We start from the raw sequence: 18536 nt of genomic DNA, 5'->3' as shown, positions 1-18536 counted from the left end.
CCAATTTCAAAAATTGTTTGTAGGACACCTCGTCATGGCAACACCCTGTATACAAAATGCGTTTCGACGCAAAACCCTCCCAGTAAGAATCGGAGATCTTTTTGTTGGTAGTGAGCATTCCATCAAAATCCAATCTATGACGACTACAGCCACCACAGATGTGGATGGAACGGTTAGACAAATTTGTGCTCTGCAAGAGTGGGGTTGCGACATCGTTCGTGTTACGGTACAAGGTTTGCGAGAGGTTCATGCATGCGAGCACATTAAAGACCGCTTGATTCAACAGAACATTTCCATCCCTCTTGTAGCAGATATCCATTTCTTTCCTCAAGCAGCCATACATGTTGTGGATTGTGTAGATAAAGTGCGTATCAATCCAGGAAACTATGTAGATAAGCGTAATATGTTTACTGGGAAAATTTACTCTGATGAGCAATACGCGCATAGCTTAGAGCATTTGATGAACAAGTTCTCTCCACTTGTGGAAAAATGCAAACGCTTAGGCAAAGCTATGCGCATAGGCGTTAACCACGGCTCCTTATCAGAACGCGTAACGCAACGTTATGGAAATACGATTGAAGGCATGGTGTACTCTGCATTGGAATATGCCGAAGTCTGTGTTGCTATGGACTATCATGATGTCATCTTCTCAATGAAATCCAGTAATCCAAAAGTTATGGTGGCAGCGTATCGATCTTTAGCTTATGAGCTAGACCAACGAGAATGGTCTTATCCTCTGCACTTAGGAGTTACAGAAGCAGGATCTGGCACTGCAGGCATTGTAAAATCTGCTGTAGGAATAGGTACGCTTCTTTCAGAGGGATTGGGTGATACCATCCGCTGCTCTCTAACCGGTAGCCCCATCAATGAGATCCCTATTTGTATCGATCTTCTCAAACAGACAACAGAACTCTCCGAAAGATGGGGAGAAGCCGACAATCCATTTGCCATCCATTCTTCAAAACAACTGGGTACTCGAAACACTTTGAATACCCCTCCTTGGGGCAATGTCTATGGACTGTTAATTAACTTAACCGATGTACAGCTACTGACGGCAGAGCCTATAGAACTTCTTCAGTGCTTAGGCATTGACACAACCACAGGGAAAATAGATCCTACAACCCCAGAAGGAGTCGTTGTCCCCAAAGCTATGCGCTCCTCTCCTATCGTTTCTGAAATAGAGAAGCATCTTCTTGTCTTTAATAAAGAAGATGCTCCTATCCTTAATCCGATGAATGAGGAGGAATGGCTCTCTGAAGAGACTCTTTCTGCTCCATTTGTCTATTTTGAAGTAACCGATATCCATACTGCTCGTCGCTTTTTTTCTCTGCGACAACATTCTACACAACCTGTGTGTTTAAGCTTTTCTTTAGATCCTCACCTTTCTAAAAATGAAGCCATTATCGACTTGTCTGCTCGGTTGGGAGCTTTACTTCTAGACGGGTTAGGATCTTGCGTACTACTAGATTTTGTAGATATTAAACTCTCTAGAACTCTGGGTTTTTTGATTTTACAAAGTGCTAATATTCGGTCCGTAACAGTAGAATATGTCTCTTGCCCTGGATGTGGCCGAACGCTTTTCGACCTTCTCGCAGTTTCTCAACGCATTCGTGAAAGAACGCAACATCTTCCAGGAGGTTTAAAAATTGCTGTGATGGGATGTATCGTCAATGGCCCAGGAGAAATGGCTGACGCCGATTTTGGCTACGTAGGATCAAAACCAGGTATGATTGACCTATACGTCAAACATAAATGTGTAAAATCATGCATTCCCATAGAAAATGCTGAAGAAGAATTGGTCCAATTGTTAAAAGAACATGGCGTATGGAAAGAGCCAGAATAGGATCCCTGATGACACTCCCTTCCGAAGCTTTACGTAAACAGACATTTCCTGAGTTAGAATACCTTCCTATTCGCCATGGTATTTTCCCAAAACAAGATGATAAGGAAGAAGCGAGTCAAGTTTCTGATGAGGTCATTTCCTCTTCCTTAGGAGGCAACGATTTTTGTAACGCTCGTCAGGTGCATGGAACGAGCGTACGTTATGTCACCCCTAAAACTCCCAAGAGAGCGCCTGCCGATGGGTTATTCACAACAACTCCTCTTCTCTCCCTACACATTTACCATGCAGATTGCCAAGCAGCCATTTTCTATGACCCAGAAAACCATGTGATTGCTAATGTACACGCAGGATGGAGAGGTCTTGTAGGCAATATCTATGCTGTCACTGTTCGCCTGCTGAAAAAGACATTCAACACTCGTCCTCAAGATCTTATCGTGGCTATATCTCCCTCTCTAGGTCCTGATATGGCTGTCTATCCAGATTATAAGAGACTGTTCCCTTCTAGTTTTTTCCCTTTAATGCCTAAAGAAAATCACCTCGATTTCCGAGCAGTAGCAAGAAAACAACTGCTCTCCGAAGGACTATCCGGTAATCATATTTTCATCTCAGAACGCTGCACTTGTTCTGAATCTAATACCTTTTTCTCGTTCAGAAGCTGGAAATCTCGCCACCAGCAGGATCCGTCAGCGATTCGTTCTCGAAAAAATAATGTCACTGCAGTTCTTCTTCTTCCTAGATAACGAGTAATGCAGCCTCTCTCTGACGCTTCTACATTTTTAGCAAAAGCTCGGGTTGTTCTAATTGCTCTTTAACATTCACAAGGAATCCTACGGCTTCCTTTCCGTCTATAATCCGATGATCATAGCTCATAGCTACATACATCATATCGGCTATCACAATTGCATCTTCTCTAACCACAGGGCGTTTCTCTATCTTATGCATCCCAAGAATACCTACCTGTGGAGGATTGATAATGGGAGTGGATAGAAGAGAACCATATACCCCTCCATTGGTAATAGTGAAGCCTCCCCCTTCTAACTCATGAATAGCAAGTTTGCCTTCCCGAGCACGAGAAGCTAAATCGGCAAGCTGTAACTCAATCTCCCCGCTAGATAACTGATCACAATTACGAATTACAGGAACTACTAATCCACGATCTGTCCCTATGGCAATGGAAATATCGTAGTAATGTCTGTAAACGATTTCGTTATCTTCAATATAAGCATTCACCCGGGGATATTTTTTCAAAGAATCTACAACGGCTCTAACAAAGAAAGACATGAACCCAAGTTTTACCCCATACTTCGCAATGAAATCTTCTTGTCTTTCCTTACGCAGAGCAATAAGCGGCCCCATATGGATTTCATTAAATGTCGTTAACATTGCTGAATCATGTAGAGATTGCACCAATCTACGAGAAATCGTCTTCCGAATAGCACTCATAGATTCTCGAGATTCTCTATGATCAGAAGAAGCTGGTTGGATCTCCTTTAATGGAACAAAAGTTTTCCCTTCTGCAGGAGGATCCTGTCTCACTGATGAAGGGAAGGCAATAATCTGCGCATCGCTTTCCTGCTCTACAAGACTAAATGGCATCTGCTCATGGATAGGTGCAGTATCTTGACTCTTTTCCGCTTCACTAATAATCCCTACAACACTACCAACAGCGACCGTATCTCCTACGGAAACGCTCCACTCTACCTTTCCTGAGCAAGGAGCGTAAATGAGCTGATTCACCTTGTCACTCTCTATCTCCAGAATCCCTTGATTCTCCTGCACCAAATCTCCTGATGGAATCAAAAGTGCAGAAATCGTCACTTCACTAATAGATTCTGCGATATTGGGAATACGAACCTCTATACTCATGCTCTACTCTCTACCTATAGAAAACAAGGTTTCCATTAACGTCGATAATTCTTTTTGACTTAAACTCGCAGATCCTGTTGCCGTTGAACTACTCCTAGGACGGCAAACGCACTGCAATTTGCTAGGGAAAATCTCGTCAGTTGCTAATGCAAAATAACTAAAAGCGCCCATATTTTGAGGTTCTTCTTGCAACCATACATAATGGTGAACTTCCGTATATTTGCTTATCAGAACCAATAGATCTTCTAAGTATAACGGATACAAACTCTCTACTCGTATACAAGCAAAACGACATTCAAGATCTTTAGGAAGAGAAGCACGATAGTCATAATAAATCTTGCCACTACAAAGAACAAGAACTTTTGCATGATAGTTAGGATTCTCGTCTTCCAAGAAAGGCTTGAAGCCTCCCTTCATTCCAAACTCTGCGATAGAACTCACGCACTGCGGATGCCGCAATAACATCTTAGGAGAAAAAATGATAAGAGGAAGAGAGAGGTCTCTCTTCGTATGCTCCCGCAGAATACGAAAATACTGTACGGGAGTAGAAGGAAGAACAACTTGAAAATTCCAATCGGAAGCGAGCTGTAAATAACGCTCTATACGAGCCGAGGAATGCTCAGGTCCTTGCCCCTCATAGCCATGAGGAAGCAGTACAACTACATCGGAATGTAAATCCCATTTCTGAATTCCGGAAGAAATATATTGGTCAAAAATGATTTGGGCTCCATTGGAAAAGTCTCCAAACTGCGCTTCCCAAATAACAAGAGTCTTTTCTGCTTGTTGTGCATAACCATATTCAAAGCCTAAAACGGCGTATTCAGATAGAGGGGAATTGTATAATTCCACGCTGCCTTGACTCGGAGACAAGTGATATAATGGAGAGAATATATCCCCTGTCTGGACATCCGTCCAGACTAACTGTCGTTGACTGAAAGTTCCACGAATAGAATCTTGTCCTGACAAACGTAATGAAAAACCTTCTTGTAATAAGGAAGCGAACGCCACCTCTTCAGCCATTCCCCAATCATAACCGATCTCTCCATCAGCCATGCTCATACGCTTATTTAATAAAGATCGAATCTTTGCATGAGGAGAAAAATGCTCAGGAATATCACAAAGTTTGGCACTCAGATCAAACAAGGCTTCTTTGTCTAACGATGTATCCACATTATCGACAAGAAGCTCTCCAGCTGCCATACGAGTGCAATGCATACATTCATCTAGCCGTTCGACACCTGGATCTTTCAGAGAAGCGTACTCCTGGTTTAAAACATGCGCTATCTCTGTGTCTATTCTCTCCAACTCGTCGGAAGAAATGTTCCATTCAGGATGGTGTAAAAGGATCTCTTTGAATAATTCTGACCCTTGTTTTTTCTTTTTGATCTCTTCGTATAAAAATGGAGCTGTAACAAAAGGATCGTCACTTTCATTGTGACCGTATTTTCGATAACAACAGAGGTCGATAATCACATCACAATGAAAACGCTCACGGATATGTATAGCATACTCCATGACCTGGAGACAGGCTAAAATATCCTCTCCATTCACTCGGAATACAGGGATCCCCATCATTTTAGCTATATCTGTACAATAAGGAGTAGAACGAGACTCTCGAGGCTGCGCAGTGAAACCCATCTGATTATTCACTACAATATGCACAGTTCCTTCTGTTGAATAACCTGGTATCCCACTCAACTGGAAAGTTTCATATACAACGCCCTGACCCGCCAAGGCTGCATCTCCATGCATCAACACAGCTAAGCAGGCTTGCTCCTTCCCAGCCTCTCCCTGATGTTGAATCGCTGCTACAGCACCTTCCACAACAGGATCCACGGACTCTAAATGGCTCGGATTCGGCAATAAAGCCATCATAACGTTCTGTTCCGGCCTATTGGCAACATATCCCTTGTGGTACTTTACATCACCGACAGTTTCCAGCCCTCTTATTTGGGGAGCGTCTTCAAACTCCATGAAAATCTGCCGGTAAGGCTTTCCAAAAATGTTAGCAAGAACGTTTAATCGGCCTCGATGAGGCATTCCCATCACGTAACGATTGATGCCTTGCTTAACCCCACAAGCAATGAGATGCTCCAACATGGGAACCAAGCTCTCTCCACCTTCTAGAGAAAAGCGCTTTTGTCCTGTGAATTTAACCTGTAAAAATTCTTCAAAAGCTACTGCTCTTTTTACGTCTCGATATCGCGCCAGAAGAACTTCTTTGGTTAAAGAGGGCTTCTCTCCTTCCATGAGTTTCCAGATATATTCTTGGATCTCAGGAGAGCAATTCAATGTCTCAACAGCGATGCTCCGACAATACTTCTCTTTTAATACCTGAATAAAGTCTGCTATACGAACATAAGATTGCGGTAATAATCCTAAAGAAGGAATCTCTTCTTGAGGATCGAAATTACGAACCTTTTCTGTAACTAGAGAAGATTCTTCTGATGAGGATATTGGAGACACTTGCCCCTGTAAATAGCCGTAATAACGGTATATCATCAAAAGACTGTGTGCTTTTTTCTCTTGCAAAGACGTAAAGACTTGATCATGAGAAGATTCTGTTGGGCTCCCCTCCGTCTTCCCAACCTGATAACCTTCAAAGAAATATTTCCATGAAGAATCCATCGGCTCATGCTTCTCAAATCGCTCGAACAAAGATTCTATCCAGTCAATATCTGATGAATGCACATGCCTAGCAAAGTCTGAATCCATAAGACGAATCTATCGATTGAAGGTGATACTTTTAGAAAATTCCCATAGCAAAATTTTTATTTTTCAAAAAAAGCAAACTTTGCTTTTTTTTTAAGTATCGAATACCCTAGCCTCCTGACTTCTTACAAAAGCTAGCAGAGCTTGGCTTATCAGTTGAACAAATACTTTGGAATGAGTATTTTATTAGCCAAAATCTCTCCTGATCTATTTGTTTATGCCTGCTCACTTTTTGCTCTGTCTGAGCAAAAGATGCAGTTACCCTTGGTAGGAAGCAAGTAAATTGGCTCTCAGGGGGTTTCCGGTTTCAATCATAGAACAGGACTATTTACGAATGAAAAGTGAGCGTTTAAAAAAATTAGAATCAGAGCTTCATGATCTTACCCAGTGGATGCAACTTGGCCTTGTTCCTAAAAAAGAAATCGAGAGACACCAGGAAGAAATCCGTCTGCTAGAAAGCAAAATCCTTGAAGAGAAAGAACGTCTACAACTTCTCAAAGAAAGCGGTGAGATCAAAGAGTACGTAACCCCTCGAAGAACTCCAGCTAAAACCATTTACCCAGATGGCCCCAGCGTTTCAGACGTTGAGTTTGTAGAATCCTCGGATACAGAAGTGGATCTCGATGCCGGTGACACAATTGAGATTGACCTAGGTGATGAGGCAAGAGAAGAAAGCGGAAACGAACTCGACTACTCTAGTGAAGACGATGAGGATCCTTTCAGTGATCGCAATCGTTGGCGCCGAGGAGGCATCATAGATCCTGACGCGAATGAATGGTAAGACTCCCTTAGCTCTTTACATACATATCCCTTTCTGCTCGAAGAAATGTCATTATTGTAGTTTCTATACGATCCCGTATAAAGAAGAGTTAATGCGCTCTTATTGTGAAGCTGTCATTAAAGAGGGGCTAAAAAAACTAGCCCCTCTACGTTGTTCTCACTATATTGATACAGTATTCTTTGGAGGAGGGACTCCTTCTTTAGTTCCCCCTGCTTTGATTCAAGATATTCTCGTAGCTCTAGAAGCTCAGCATGCCACAGAAATCACTCTTGAAGCAAACCCTGAAAATCTTTCTCTGGAGTATATCCAGGCTCTCGTCTTGACCTCGATCAATCGCATTAGCATTGGTGTACAAACATTCAATGATCCCCTACTTAAGCTACTAGGACGCACACACTCTTCATCTAAAGCGATTGAAGCCTTTATGCTCTGCTCCCAATACGGATTTTCTAATGTGTCTGCAGACCTTATTTATGGCCTCCCTACACAGTCGATTAGTGATTTTATTGTTGATCTTCACCAAGCTATTTCTCTCCCAATCCAACACATCTCTATTTATAATCTAACTATAGACCCTCACACCTCCTTTTACAAACACCGTAAACGTATTCTTCCATCCATAGCAGATGACGACTCCCTAGCTGAGATGGCACTAGCAGCCGAAGAGCTACTAGAGAATCAAGGATTTACTCGCTATGAACTTGCTTCCTATGCAAAAAACCAAGCGGCTTCTAAACACAATACCTACTACTGGACAGCTAAGCCTTTCTTAGGATTAGGAGTTTCTGCCTCACAATATCTCCATGGCATTCGATCCAAAAACCTTTCTAGGATCTCGCATTACTTACGAGCTGCGCATCAACATCTACCGACTTTAGAGTCTATGGAAGAGCTCCCTCCAAACGAACGCATTAAAGAGACTCTAGCTTTGCGCCTCCGTCTCTGCGACCCCATCCCCTTTGGAGTTTTCCCTCAGGAACTCGTAGACGAAATATTAATGCACCCGTCTATAGGTTCTCTATTTACTAAGGATGACAAAGCTTTTTCATTAAATAAAAAAGGGCGTCTTTTTCATGATTCTATAGCAGAAGAAATCATGGCTTCTTCTTTTTCATTTTCAAAATAAAAATTAATCTATATTAAAACCAATAAAAAATCGATTAATTTTTAATTGAAAAAATGAATAAAAAAGAACGAATTAATAAAAAAAACGCATCTACGAAATTTCAACGAAGTACACCCACTAGAGCTTTACTGAGTATTGGTTCACAACAGCTCTCTTCATTCACTAAGTTAAGCTTTGATGGACAAGCTAAGTTAACCGGAGTAGCTACTCCGACTCGTGATACGGATGTTGTGCCACTACAATACCTTCAAGCACACTATCTATCTAAAAATGACCCTAATCCAGGTTATCTTCCCATTCATGGAGGGAACATGACTGGGAACATTAATATGGGAACGCATTCCGTATTTAATTTGAAGCAGCCAGAGAAACCTAAGATAGAGCTTCCTTCCGAAACCGACAAACCAAAAGACCCGCGAGAAGAAGACGGTTTTGCAGAAAAAACAGCCGAGGAACAAGAACAAGAGATCAAAGAGTACAACACAAAGCTGGCAGAATACCAGAAAAAAATCGATGATTACAATGCAGCATGGGAAGCTTTTTACTCAGAAGCAGCTACTGTGAAATATGTCAAAGGTATTGTTGATAAGATTTTGAACAATGACAAACTAAGCACAGCTCTAAATTCTGCTACTGAAGTAGAAAAAAAAATCGCATTGGCTCAAAAAGCTCTCGGAATTGAAATTACGATCAACCCCGACGCTGATACCGATCCTGAACCAGAAACACCTGAACCTACTCCTACCGCAGATACAGAAGAAGAGGAATCTCCTCCTTTATCTTATGACGATCTCCCTTCAGTAATTAAGAATTCTCAGTTTGTGGTGACACAATCTCAGAATAATCTTACAGGGGATCTCAAGATGACCAACGCACAGATCGCCAATATCAAAACTCCTGTGGAAGGAGAAAGCAACTATGCAGCCAATGTAACCTACCTGGAATCCAAACTCCAAAACCCTAAGAGAGCTTTTCTTTCCAATACTCTTCCAACTACGACAAGTTCTCCAACAATCTCATTCAATGGATACATCCCATGGCTCAGCACAACAAACGGATCTTCCTCTCCTACAGAACCTGATTTTAAGAGCAAACTAGCTGATCAATGCTTCGACACCTCATCACAAGAAAATCTAAAAGTAAAAACGGCAGGCCTACTGGTTTTATCTGTAAGAGGGACGTGGAATCCTACAACTGCCACACCTACTGATGATGCAAGCACACCGACACCCACGACTATATCCGTGAACCTAACAGTCACTCCAGACAATTCTAGTGGGACTGTTACTTCTAGCAGTGGATCAGGCTCTTCTGAAGACACCTCAGCAACCGAAACGCTCACTATCCCTCTGACACTATACTCTGGGGAATCTGTACAACTACAACTTCCTATTAAGACCGCATCCGACATAAAAATGGATACCTCCTCCCAAACTTCTAATGGAGGAAGTGGTTCAGTATCATCTTCAGCAACATTGTCATCTTGGTCTTGGGAAGCAGCTCTATATCCAACGGATGTTACTAAAAATACGCCCTCAACTCCTTCAAGTCCGACAGATCCCTCACCATCACCGACATCTCCAGGTACAAATACGAATACAGAACAAACACCTTAAAAGGTTTTCGGTTTGGAGGATCCGATTTTATCACTAAATCAAAAATGATTAAAAATAAGCTAGTATAGAGACTTACGAAGTTAAAGATTTAAAAAACGAAATAATGAACGATACAAAAAATAATATTTCTTCTTCCTTTTGGAACCCTAATAAAGTAATGACAAAAGTCTTATTAAAGGTTAGTGAGACAGGCATTGAGTCTACTCCTGGCATTGTTAAACATAACCAACCCATCACACAATCAGAGAATCCTACAGATCCCACAGATGCAGTCACATTCAAATATCTAAAAGAAAACTACACCAAAGAAAATGACCCTAATCCTGGTTTCTTACCCACAACAGGGGGCACAATGACTGGGGACATTGACATGCAGGGAAACAATGTCACCGACATTGTGATGTACAAGCAAAACGGTCAACAAGATCCTGATGATGGCTCTGCTGTCACTATCGGTTATTTGAATGAGAAAGCAGATGAAATCAAAAGTAATGACAAAATTACGCAGGCTGTCGCAGACCTATCGGATATTAACTCACAAATATCCACGTTACACCAACTTCTCGGTATTGCTGAAGATCCTGACACTGTCACTAACCCAGATTTTCTGAAAACAAGCGGAGGGACTGTATACGAAGATATCGATATGGGAGAAAAGACTGTATTGAATCTAGGAACACCCACAAACAAAGATACCAAAAGTGCTATCAATGTAGAGTTTGTACAAGCCAAAATCACCTCTCCACAAATGGCTTTTCTAAAAAACAACGATACAAACCTTTCCAATATCACCGTTTCTGAATATTTTAACTGGCTACAAGATCCTACACAAGCTCCTACCCCAGAGCCAGATCCTGATCCGGAACCTGAACCTGAACCGGATACATCAGATTCTTCAGGATCAGGCTCTGAGAATCCAGCTGATCCCGCACCAACTACTCCAGACAACAGCAACACACCGAACAATCCACCATCCCCTTCAAACGGAGCCTCCTCATTTATTAGAGAGCTAGCTGCCACTACTACTGGTTCAACTGATACCGAAATAACCCCGGCTGCCGAGGGCACTGATCTCCCAAACACTACATTCTCGGAAAAATCTCCTTTATGGGAGGAATTCTTTTCCTTTTCAGACTCTTCACGATCAGAAATAGTAATTCAAAAAACGGGTATTCTTACCTTTTCCATGCAAGGAACCTGGAACCATCCAAACAACACAACTCCAACATCTACAGATCCTATTTCTCTAGAGCTAACCGTAACCCCTCCAAAAACAGACACAACTCCTGAATCTCCACCATCCCCTCCAGAGGCTCCAGCTCCAGAAGCAACGCCATCTCCTACAAATAACAATCCAACTGCATCTATAACGAAAACTTTCTCAAGGAAGTATAACCTATCCGCAACTCCATCACCCACTCCTACTACCCCTACAGAACCTACGACTATTACTAAAACACTTTCCCTCTCTTCGGGACAATCTTGCACACTACAAATACCCGTGCAAGCAACTGGATCTGTATTAAAACTGAAATACGTTAATCCAAATAATAACAGCTCGGGAGGAAGTTCTGGATCTGGAGGAAGCTCGCAACCTGAAACCCCAGCGACTACTCCTGACAGTTCATCCTCCAGCCCAACGAGCAGAATACGGATTCAGTATGCATCAACCACAACTACAGATTCAGAACAACCCACTACTAATCCAGTAGAGGCTCAAACCGATGAAAGCACCCCACCAGAAACAACACCTACAGGTATTACTTTGACATCTTTTTCCTGGTCTTTGGTATTAACTTCAGGAGAAATTACTAAGGCAACATCCACGACTTCGACACCATCACAGCCTTAAAGATCACATCGATTCAGTATAAAATGTTAAGGGAGATTCTCTCCCTTAACTCAAATAGTTAATAACCAGCGCCCATATATGAGATAGCTACATAACTCTTAGAAGCTGTAGCTGAAGTAGGCCTCACCCCTGTATTTTCACCAGGAGTTAATGCCAAAGTTAGCGTATGTTCTGAAAGCGCTTTGTCTCCTGGGACTAAAATGTACGCACTCCCAACTACAGTTTTTCCATCCGAAGAGCCTACTACGGAAAATGCTGGAGAAGGCTCTGCAGGATTTGGATCTGCAGCATCCCCACTCGTAGGCTGAGCTGCCACATCTCCTCCAGCATATGTTGAATCAGATTTCTTTGTGAGAGTTCCTGTACAGGTAACAACTCCATTTGATGATGACGTACTCAACTCATAAGCAAAGGTGATAAGATAAAGACCTCTTCGCAAAAGCGAATAAGTCCCGTTATCCTTTTTGATATAATTGTCTGCATTACTAGACTTAAGAGGATTCTGTACACTTGGTGAACCTGAACCAGAATCCTGGGATTGATACACCAAATAAGGCACCTCTTGTCCCGTCCACTCTGGGAAGGTCGATGCAGTGGTTGTGCTTACACTTGCACCTGCTATACCCCCTGATCCTGAGTCCGTTCCCGAACCAGATCCAGATCCCACGTCTGAACCTGTATCTGAACCTGTTCCTTCCGAAGGAGCATTATTTTGTAAATCTTTCAGTATGGTTGTGAGGTCAGCAACAGAAACTATATTCTGTAACTTATCTGTCGGAGTAGCTGTTCCAATAGTTCCCAATTCTCTTGCTTTCAGATTTGTTATCGTGGGATCTGGAGTTGTTGACAAAGCTCCTTGTTTTTTCTCAAAACGCAAGGTCCCTGTCATAGCGTTCTTAGCACTTAACAATAACCACTTAGCATCTGTAGGCTTCTCTAGAGTCACAGAAGGCGTCTGTCCAGGCTGAGATTCCTTAGGGCTACCGAGATCTTCAAGAAGTTTAGTCATACTACCCTCTCCTGAACCAGAATACTTGGTAATCCTCTCAATCAAATCATCCAACCGAGCTCCATACTCTCCGACAACATCTTGTACAATCCCTACAGAAGCTGCATATTCATTCCCGAGGAACATAGCGGATCCCCAAGAAGAAGGAAGCCCTTTGATGGTATTCCCTGGGCTTGTCCCCATATTAATGTCTCCAACCATCACCCCTCCAGAAGTCGGTAGGAACAATCCCGCGATCGATCGAGATCCATTCTGTAAATATCCTTCAAGCTGAGAGAGTACAATCACATTTTGGTCTTCTTCCCCTTTAGCTACCTGACGAACTTGTTGATTCTTAGCGTCTAGCTTGACATGAGCTGTGGTGACCATCGCATCAACATCGGCAGAAGCGTCTCCTTGATTCTGAGATAGCTTGCATTCAAATAGTATTTTAGTAACAGGATTCGTGGGATCGGCAAGCTGATCAGAAGGTGTCGACGGAACAGACGAAGAAACGCGTTCTTTAATTATTTTTTTGTTCATGTTTTGTCTTTTAATTAATTAAATTCTAATTTTCTTTTAATTAGAAAAAATTAAATTAACAAACAAAACAAACTAGCGGATGCTATGAAATCAAAAAGAAGTAATAAATAGAAAAATAGCTGGAACTTTTTTCAAACGCTCACGAACCTCTTCGATATCAGAAGATTGATTCCATACGGCTATGCTTCGCGTAGAAACGTATTCTTGATCTCCCATTAAATCAATCGCGACACAAAGCTCGCCATGATCCGGAAGCTGATCTAATAACGCATCAAACGTATATGGATTACGGTACGGAGTCTCTATACAGATTTGCGTATGGAATTTCCCTGAGCAACTTCGCAAATAACGAGATCTTTCTTTAGGATTTTGGGGCAAATAACCATGAAATGTGAAATTTTGCCCTGGTAGTCCAGAGAGCATCAACGCTTGCGTAATCGAGCAAGGGCCAGATACAGCATGCACGGGAATCCCCAATGTCCAAGCTCTTCGGACTAACCTAGCCCCAGGATCAGCAATACAAGGCAACCCTGCATCAGAAATGAGGCCCCAAGACTCTTGCTTCTTGAGAATAGGCTCTAAATAAAAGTCACAAGCCTTAACAGAAGTGTCATTCTTGCTCATCACGGCAAGAGGAAACCTATGAGGCTCTTCTACTTTCCATAAACTTAAGAATAACCGCCCACCACGATCACTTTCTACTATTAATCCCTGGATTTTATTCCGAACAATCTCTCCAACCGAAGAAGGAAGGTCCTCAGATCTTTTACTACCTAAAGTATTGGGAAGAAGATACAGCGCCATAGCCACAAGTGTATTCTAAATCATTAGACTGGAGACTATTCTAAAAGATGCTTACGAAAAAATATACAGGGAAAAAATCCCATCAAATAAAAATCTAAAGTCGTGAAACTAGCATTTCTAATGAAAGCATGGGATCTTGGAAGTTATTCTTAATTAAACTTTCCGTATGGAAAAACAGGTTCAAACCATTTAAAAGAGCCGGCTCTCCTGCAGCAATAAATATTTGTGTTTTACGCTCTTTCGACTGCTCTGCCACTGCCCTCAGTCCTAAGAGGTACTGACTACGTAAAAAGCTGAGAATCGCCAGAGGCTCCTCTCCCATATCAGACACCAAAGATCTCATCAGACTGTGTGCAGCGACACGGTCTTTACGAAGAAGAGCATCTCGCAACTTCCACAGAGAGATCGCCTCTTTTTTCTCTACAAATGATTGAATATCCGAAGCTTCTATAGATTCCTTGTCTCCCATCTGACAAATTAACTTTTGAAATTCACTAAGAATTTCAAATAAACCTGTCTGAGGAAACTTACTCACAAAAATCTTTGCAACTCCTAAAGAGCAAGAAAGCTGCGACTCTTTAGAACGTTTTATCAAAACCTGAGCTATGCGAGCATCTCGCTCAGCAAAATACTCTCCAAATAAAGATAAACAAAGAGCATTAGAAAGCTTCGAAGATAAAGAAGAGAACAGCTCTGCTTTATTTGTGAAAAGGAACAACGTAAGATTCGGGTTAGGATGCCGAGTGTAATCTATAATAAACTCTTGTAGAGAAGAGCTCATTTTCTCTGCTTGATAAATGCCTATAGTCTCTTGGGAAGCGAACAAACCAAAATGATCCGTCCAAGATAAGAGCTCTTGTTGCAACAAACGCTGTCCGTCAAAAAAGCTCTTCCTTCCAGAAATATAAAGTTCCGAAAAGATATCTTTGTCCTCAAGAGATGAAGAGCCAATCACAATCACTCTAAATCGTTCACGTTCAATATACTGAACAAAATCTTTAGTAGACGTTATGTGAATACTATTCTGGCTGTTTCCCATAATCCATCGCCAAAACCCAATAATTCTGGGATTATTCTTTTTGTTCCCAGATTTTATCTTCTTAAGGCATTTCGACTCAGCCAATAAATACAAAAAACCGGGAAAAGAGAATTCTTATTCCCGGCTACTTAGAAAATCATCGAAAGCGATACGACTATCTAGCGACTAATTTCATTAATTGTTGACGCCAGCTGTGAGCTGTACGAGAACGGTTAGGATTCGTTTTTCTTTTAGCTGCAGAAGCGCAAACCTTTACACCAGAAGCAGCTACACGTCCACAAGCTGCAGTATGTTTATGTTTTTTCATACAAACTCCAGCTTTTACTGCTACGGAAGATTTTTTTGTTGAAGCTACTCTTTTTGCTACAGGCTTACGAGCTGCTACAGTTTTTTTAGCTACTGTTTTGCGAGCTACAGTCTTCTTAGCTGCAACTTTTCTTACTGGAGCTTTTTTAGCTGTTGCTTTCTTAGCTACAGGCTTACGAGCTGCTACAGTTTTTTTAGCTACTGTTTTGCGAGCTACAGTCTTCTTAGCTGCAACTTTTCTTACTGGAGCTTTTTTAGCTGCCGTCTTCTTAGCTACAGGCTTACGAGCTGCTACAGTTTTTTTAGCTACTGTTTTGCGAGCTACAGTCTTCTTAGCTGCAACTTTTCTTACTGGAGCTTTTTTAGCTGCCGTCTTCTTAGCGGCAGGCTTACGTACTACAGTCTTTCTGGCAGCAGTTTTTCTTGTGCTGCGTTTCTTTTGTACTCCCAACATGTTCATTCCCCTAATTAGACAGGTAACTACTACTTATTTGATCTATCGACAGTGAGAATGAAAAACTTTAATAAAAAATGGTTAGTTTTTAATTTTTATTAAAAACTAACCACACACATTATTTAATATCGCTAAACAATAACTATTTAGATAGGAATTTCTCCATATAATGAATTAAACAACGCACACCAAATCCTGTTGCATATTTGGGGTAAGGCAACTCTTCTTTTTCATGGTAAGCAGTACCTGCAATGTCCAAATGTGCCCATGCTACTGGATTGTCTTCGAGGAAACGTTGTAAAAATAGCGCTGCAGTAATCGATCCTGCACGATTGCTGCCGATATTTTTCATATCTGCAATATCTGAATGAAGTGCCGGGTCATATTTCTCTACCAAAGGCATTCTCCATAGAGCTTCCCCGGTCTCTGATGAAGCTTCTGCCAGATCTCTTGCCAACACGTCGTTATTTGCAAAAAATCCAGCCACAGATTCTCCTAAAGAAACAACCATAGCACCCGTCAAGGTAGCAAAATCAATGATGCGGGTAGGATTACAATATTTCAAAGCATAGGAGATGGCATCGGCTAAAATCAAACGCCCTTCCGCATCAGTGCTGCCAATTTCTACAGAAAGGCCGGTCATTCCAACATATACATCTCCCATCTTATAGGCAGCCGATCCAATCGCATTCTCTGTAGCTGGAATGATCCCGGTCACATTGATCGGAAGCTCTAAGGAAGCTAAAGCAGAAAAAATTCCTAGAACGGTAGCCGCTCCAGCCATGTCTTCCTTCATGGTAATCATTGCCTTCCCAGGTTTCAAATCTAGTCCTCCGGAATCGAATGTTACCCCTTTACCAATGAGTACGGTTCTATCTTTAGATTTAGGGTTACCTTGGTAATCCAGAACAATAAACCGAGGCTCAACAGCAGCGCCCTTGGCAACAGCAGCCAACAATCCCATTTTTTCTTTTAATATCGCCTTCCTATCTAGAATTTTTACATCCAGACTCGCGAACTCCCCTGCTAGACCTTTTGCTACCGCAGCAAGTTTTTCTGGAGTGACTTCATCTGCATTGGTATTCACTAAATCTCTAGTTAAATATACCCCTTCAAATAGGCTCTCTTCTTTTCTAAAGATCTTGTCCCCTACCTTAGAGACAATACCCACTACAGTCACTTTCTCTAGGAAAGGCAAAGACGTATCCACTTTGTGATAGGTTGGGTAATTATAGTTCAGAGATAGCACCCCTGCTGCCAAGTTCGTTAAAAACTCTTCTACGGAGAAGCGCAACTGTGAAATTGTTGGGAGTAAAATATTTACAGTCTTACACTTAGCTTTTCTTAAGACAGTAGTAGCCTGAGCGTAGGCTTCTAAAACGGTTGTTCCGGATACTTCTTCGCTCTTCCCTAGACCAAGAAGAACAATTTTTTGTTCTTTTGTGTGATCATTTCCAAAAAGAAAAGCCGTTTCCCCTTTCTTCCCTGAAAAATTGGATAATGCGTTTTGATAGACAAGCTTGTAGTCCTCATCAACAACCGCAGCTTCTTGAGCTTTAGAATTCTTCATCCAAAAAGGAAGAACAAGAGCATCCGCTTTCGATCGTTTATCCCAACTCGCTTGAGAATAGAGTAATACCACAATAACCTCTTTGTTGAATCGATTGAGTCAATAATTAAACACCAGTAGAACGCGTTTTGCTCATTTCCGTCTCAAGCTGGCGGCCTGACCCATTCTCTGCAGTAGAAAAGGCCAGAACAAGCAAAACAACATGGTTTTCATCTCTACATTATTCCGAGATGAAAAAAAGGACTATAGGAAAGAGTAGTCTTTTTAGCAAATAAGCTCTGTTACTCCATAGACAAGAAGATTCAAGAGCTTCTTAAGATATGGGATTGAATCAAATGAATAGAATAGGCCCCTGTTACCGAAAAGAAATCTCTTCTAAAGGGGCCTGAAAGGAACGGCTTGTGAGTTGCAACTAAAAAGGAACATCCTCACTAGCATACTGTTGGTCTTCTCCAAACCCTGCATAGACTTCCTTATCAAGCGCAGAGTCTGTATCTAAACTTTCTCCATCAAATCCAATAGAGACATTATCATTAGCTCTCTGACGACCTTCATCTGAACCTCTAGCATCAGGACGAGAAGATCCGGAATTAAATTTTAATGTATCTACGCTTACAGAAATAGAAGCTTGTGGAGAACCGTCTCTACCTACATAGCTTTCTAAAGAAAGCTCTCCAGCAACAATGACTGAAGAACCTTTCTTCAAATAAGGAAGCATCTTATCATAACGGTTGTTCCAGATATTGCATCTGCACCACACTGTTTCATCTTTAGATCCTACACGAGATTTTACACCCAAACGTAAAACAACAACCCGTTTACCTCCGGATGTCATTCTTTCTTCAGGATCGGCAGCTAGAAATCCTACCAAATATCCGAACAACATAAAAAACCATCCTATCTATACGAAACTTCCTGTGAATTTCTCTTTTTCAAATAAAAGACGTCCCTTCGGAACCTCTTTATCTTCAGAGAAAACTGTACACTAGGACCGATTTTTTCGTGAATACAAGTATTCTCTATAGAGTATTGCGGA

At 41.6% G+C, this 18536-nt stretch carries 14 protein-coding genes; 6 read left to right on the top strand and 8 right to left on the bottom strand.

Annotation, left to right across the window (positions count from 1 at the left end; all coding sequences use genetic code 11):
* The first annotated feature begins 34 nt into the window (after window positions 1-34).
* Both CTA_RS00300 and pgeF read left to right on the top strand, forming a co-directional pair.
* Entirely contained in the window at window positions 35-1843 is a 1809-nt protein-coding gene (locus CTA_RS00300) for a 4-hydroxy-3-methylbut-2-en-1-yl diphosphate synthase (protein WP_011324544.1), read from the top strand.
* An 8-nt stretch (window positions 1844-1851) separates the two neighbouring features.
* Window positions 1852-2583, top strand: a complete 732-nt coding sequence (gene pgeF / locus CTA_RS00295; RefSeq protein WP_043020555.1) for a peptidoglycan editing factor PgeF — start codon at window positions 1852-1854, stop codon at window positions 2581-2583.
* Between the two features lie 28 nt (window positions 2584-2611).
* Here pgeF and sucB read toward each other — a convergent pair whose 3' ends face one another.
* Complete coding sequence (gene sucB, locus CTA_RS00290; protein ID WP_011324542.1) at window positions 2612-3709, bottom strand: dihydrolipoyllysine-residue succinyltransferase; 1098 nt, start codon at window positions 3707-3709, stop codon at window positions 2612-2614.
* A gap of 3 nt (window positions 3710-3712) precedes the next feature.
* The gene (locus CTA_RS00285) at window positions 3713-6424 is read right to left on the bottom strand and encodes a 2-oxoglutarate dehydrogenase E1 component (RefSeq protein WP_011324541.1); all 2712 of its coding nucleotides are present in this window, start codon (window positions 6422-6424) and stop codon (window positions 3713-3715) included.
* A gap of 331 nt (window positions 6425-6755) precedes the next feature.
* On the opposite strand from CTA_RS00285, the gene CTA_RS00280 reads away from it, so the two are divergent.
* The 4 genes from CTA_RS00280 to CTA_RS00265 all read left to right on the top strand — a co-directional run bounded on the left by CTA_RS00280 (window position 6756) and on the right by CTA_RS00265 (window position 11796).
* Window positions 6756-7202: a hypothetical protein gene (locus CTA_RS00280; protein ID WP_009872349.1), complete on the top strand. Its 447-nt coding sequence runs from the start codon at window positions 6756-6758 to the stop codon at window positions 7200-7202.
* The gene (hemW, locus tag CTA_RS00275) at window positions 7192-8328 is read left to right on the top strand and encodes a radical SAM family heme chaperone HemW (RefSeq protein ID WP_011324540.1); all 1137 of its coding nucleotides are present in this window, start codon (window positions 7192-7194) and stop codon (window positions 8326-8328) included. Before CTA_RS00280 ends, hemW begins: the two co-directional genes overlap by 11 nt.
* Window positions 8329-8381: 53 nt before the next feature.
* Complete coding sequence (locus CTA_RS00270; protein WP_011324539.1) at window positions 8382-9944, top strand: hypothetical protein; 1563 nt, start codon at window positions 8382-8384, stop codon at window positions 9942-9944.
* Between the two features lie 103 nt (window positions 9945-10047).
* Complete coding sequence (locus CTA_RS00265; RefSeq protein ID WP_011324538.1) at window positions 10048-11796, top strand: hypothetical protein; 1749 nt, start codon at window positions 10048-10050, stop codon at window positions 11794-11796.
* Between the two features lie 58 nt (window positions 11797-11854).
* Here the strand turns inward: CTA_RS00265 and CTA_RS00260 are convergent, their stop codons facing one another.
* From CTA_RS00260 to CTA_RS00235, 6 genes are all read right to left on the bottom strand, one after another.
* Complete coding sequence (locus CTA_RS00260) at window positions 11855-13327, bottom strand: hypothetical protein (RefSeq protein WP_011324537.1); 1473 nt, start codon at window positions 13325-13327, stop codon at window positions 11855-11857.
* A 90-nt stretch (window positions 13328-13417) separates the two neighbouring features.
* Window positions 13418-14131 (bottom strand): SAM-dependent methyltransferase, encoded by a 714-nt coding sequence (locus CTA_RS00255; RefSeq protein ID WP_011324536.1) that lies wholly within the window; start codon window positions 14129-14131, stop codon window positions 13418-13420.
* Window positions 14132-14225: 94 nt separating this feature from the next.
* The gene (locus CTA_RS00250) at window positions 14226-15170 is read right to left on the bottom strand and encodes a DNA polymerase III subunit delta (protein ID WP_011324535.1); all 945 of its coding nucleotides are present in this window, start codon (window positions 15168-15170) and stop codon (window positions 14226-14228) included.
* A 154-nt stretch (window positions 15171-15324) separates the two neighbouring features.
* Window positions 15325-15930 carry a histone H1-like DNA-binding protein Hc2 gene (hctB, locus tag CTA_RS00245; RefSeq protein ID WP_043020548.1) on the bottom strand — a complete coding sequence of 202 codons (606 nt, stop codon included), beginning with the start codon at window positions 15928-15930 and terminating at the stop codon, window positions 15325-15327.
* Window positions 15931-16072: 142 nt separating this feature from the next.
* Window positions 16073-17572, bottom strand: coding sequence for a leucyl aminopeptidase (locus tag CTA_RS00240; protein ID WP_011324533.1), 1500 nt, complete (start codon window positions 17570-17572; stop codon window positions 16073-16075).
* 340 nt (window positions 17573-17912) lie between these two features.
* Window positions 17913-18386, bottom strand: coding sequence for a single-stranded DNA-binding protein (locus CTA_RS00235; protein ID WP_009872341.1), 474 nt, complete (start codon window positions 18384-18386; stop codon window positions 17913-17915).
* Between the last annotated feature and the right edge of the window lie 150 nt (window positions 18387-18536).

This window comes from Chlamydia trachomatis A/HAR-13 (assembly GCF_000012125.1).
GTDB classification, from domain to species: domain Bacteria; phylum Chlamydiota; class Chlamydiia; order Chlamydiales; family Chlamydiaceae; genus Chlamydia; species Chlamydia trachomatis.
The sequence above is the reverse complement of the archived record's forward strand: the minus strand, read 5'-3'. Positions and strand labels throughout refer to the sequence as shown.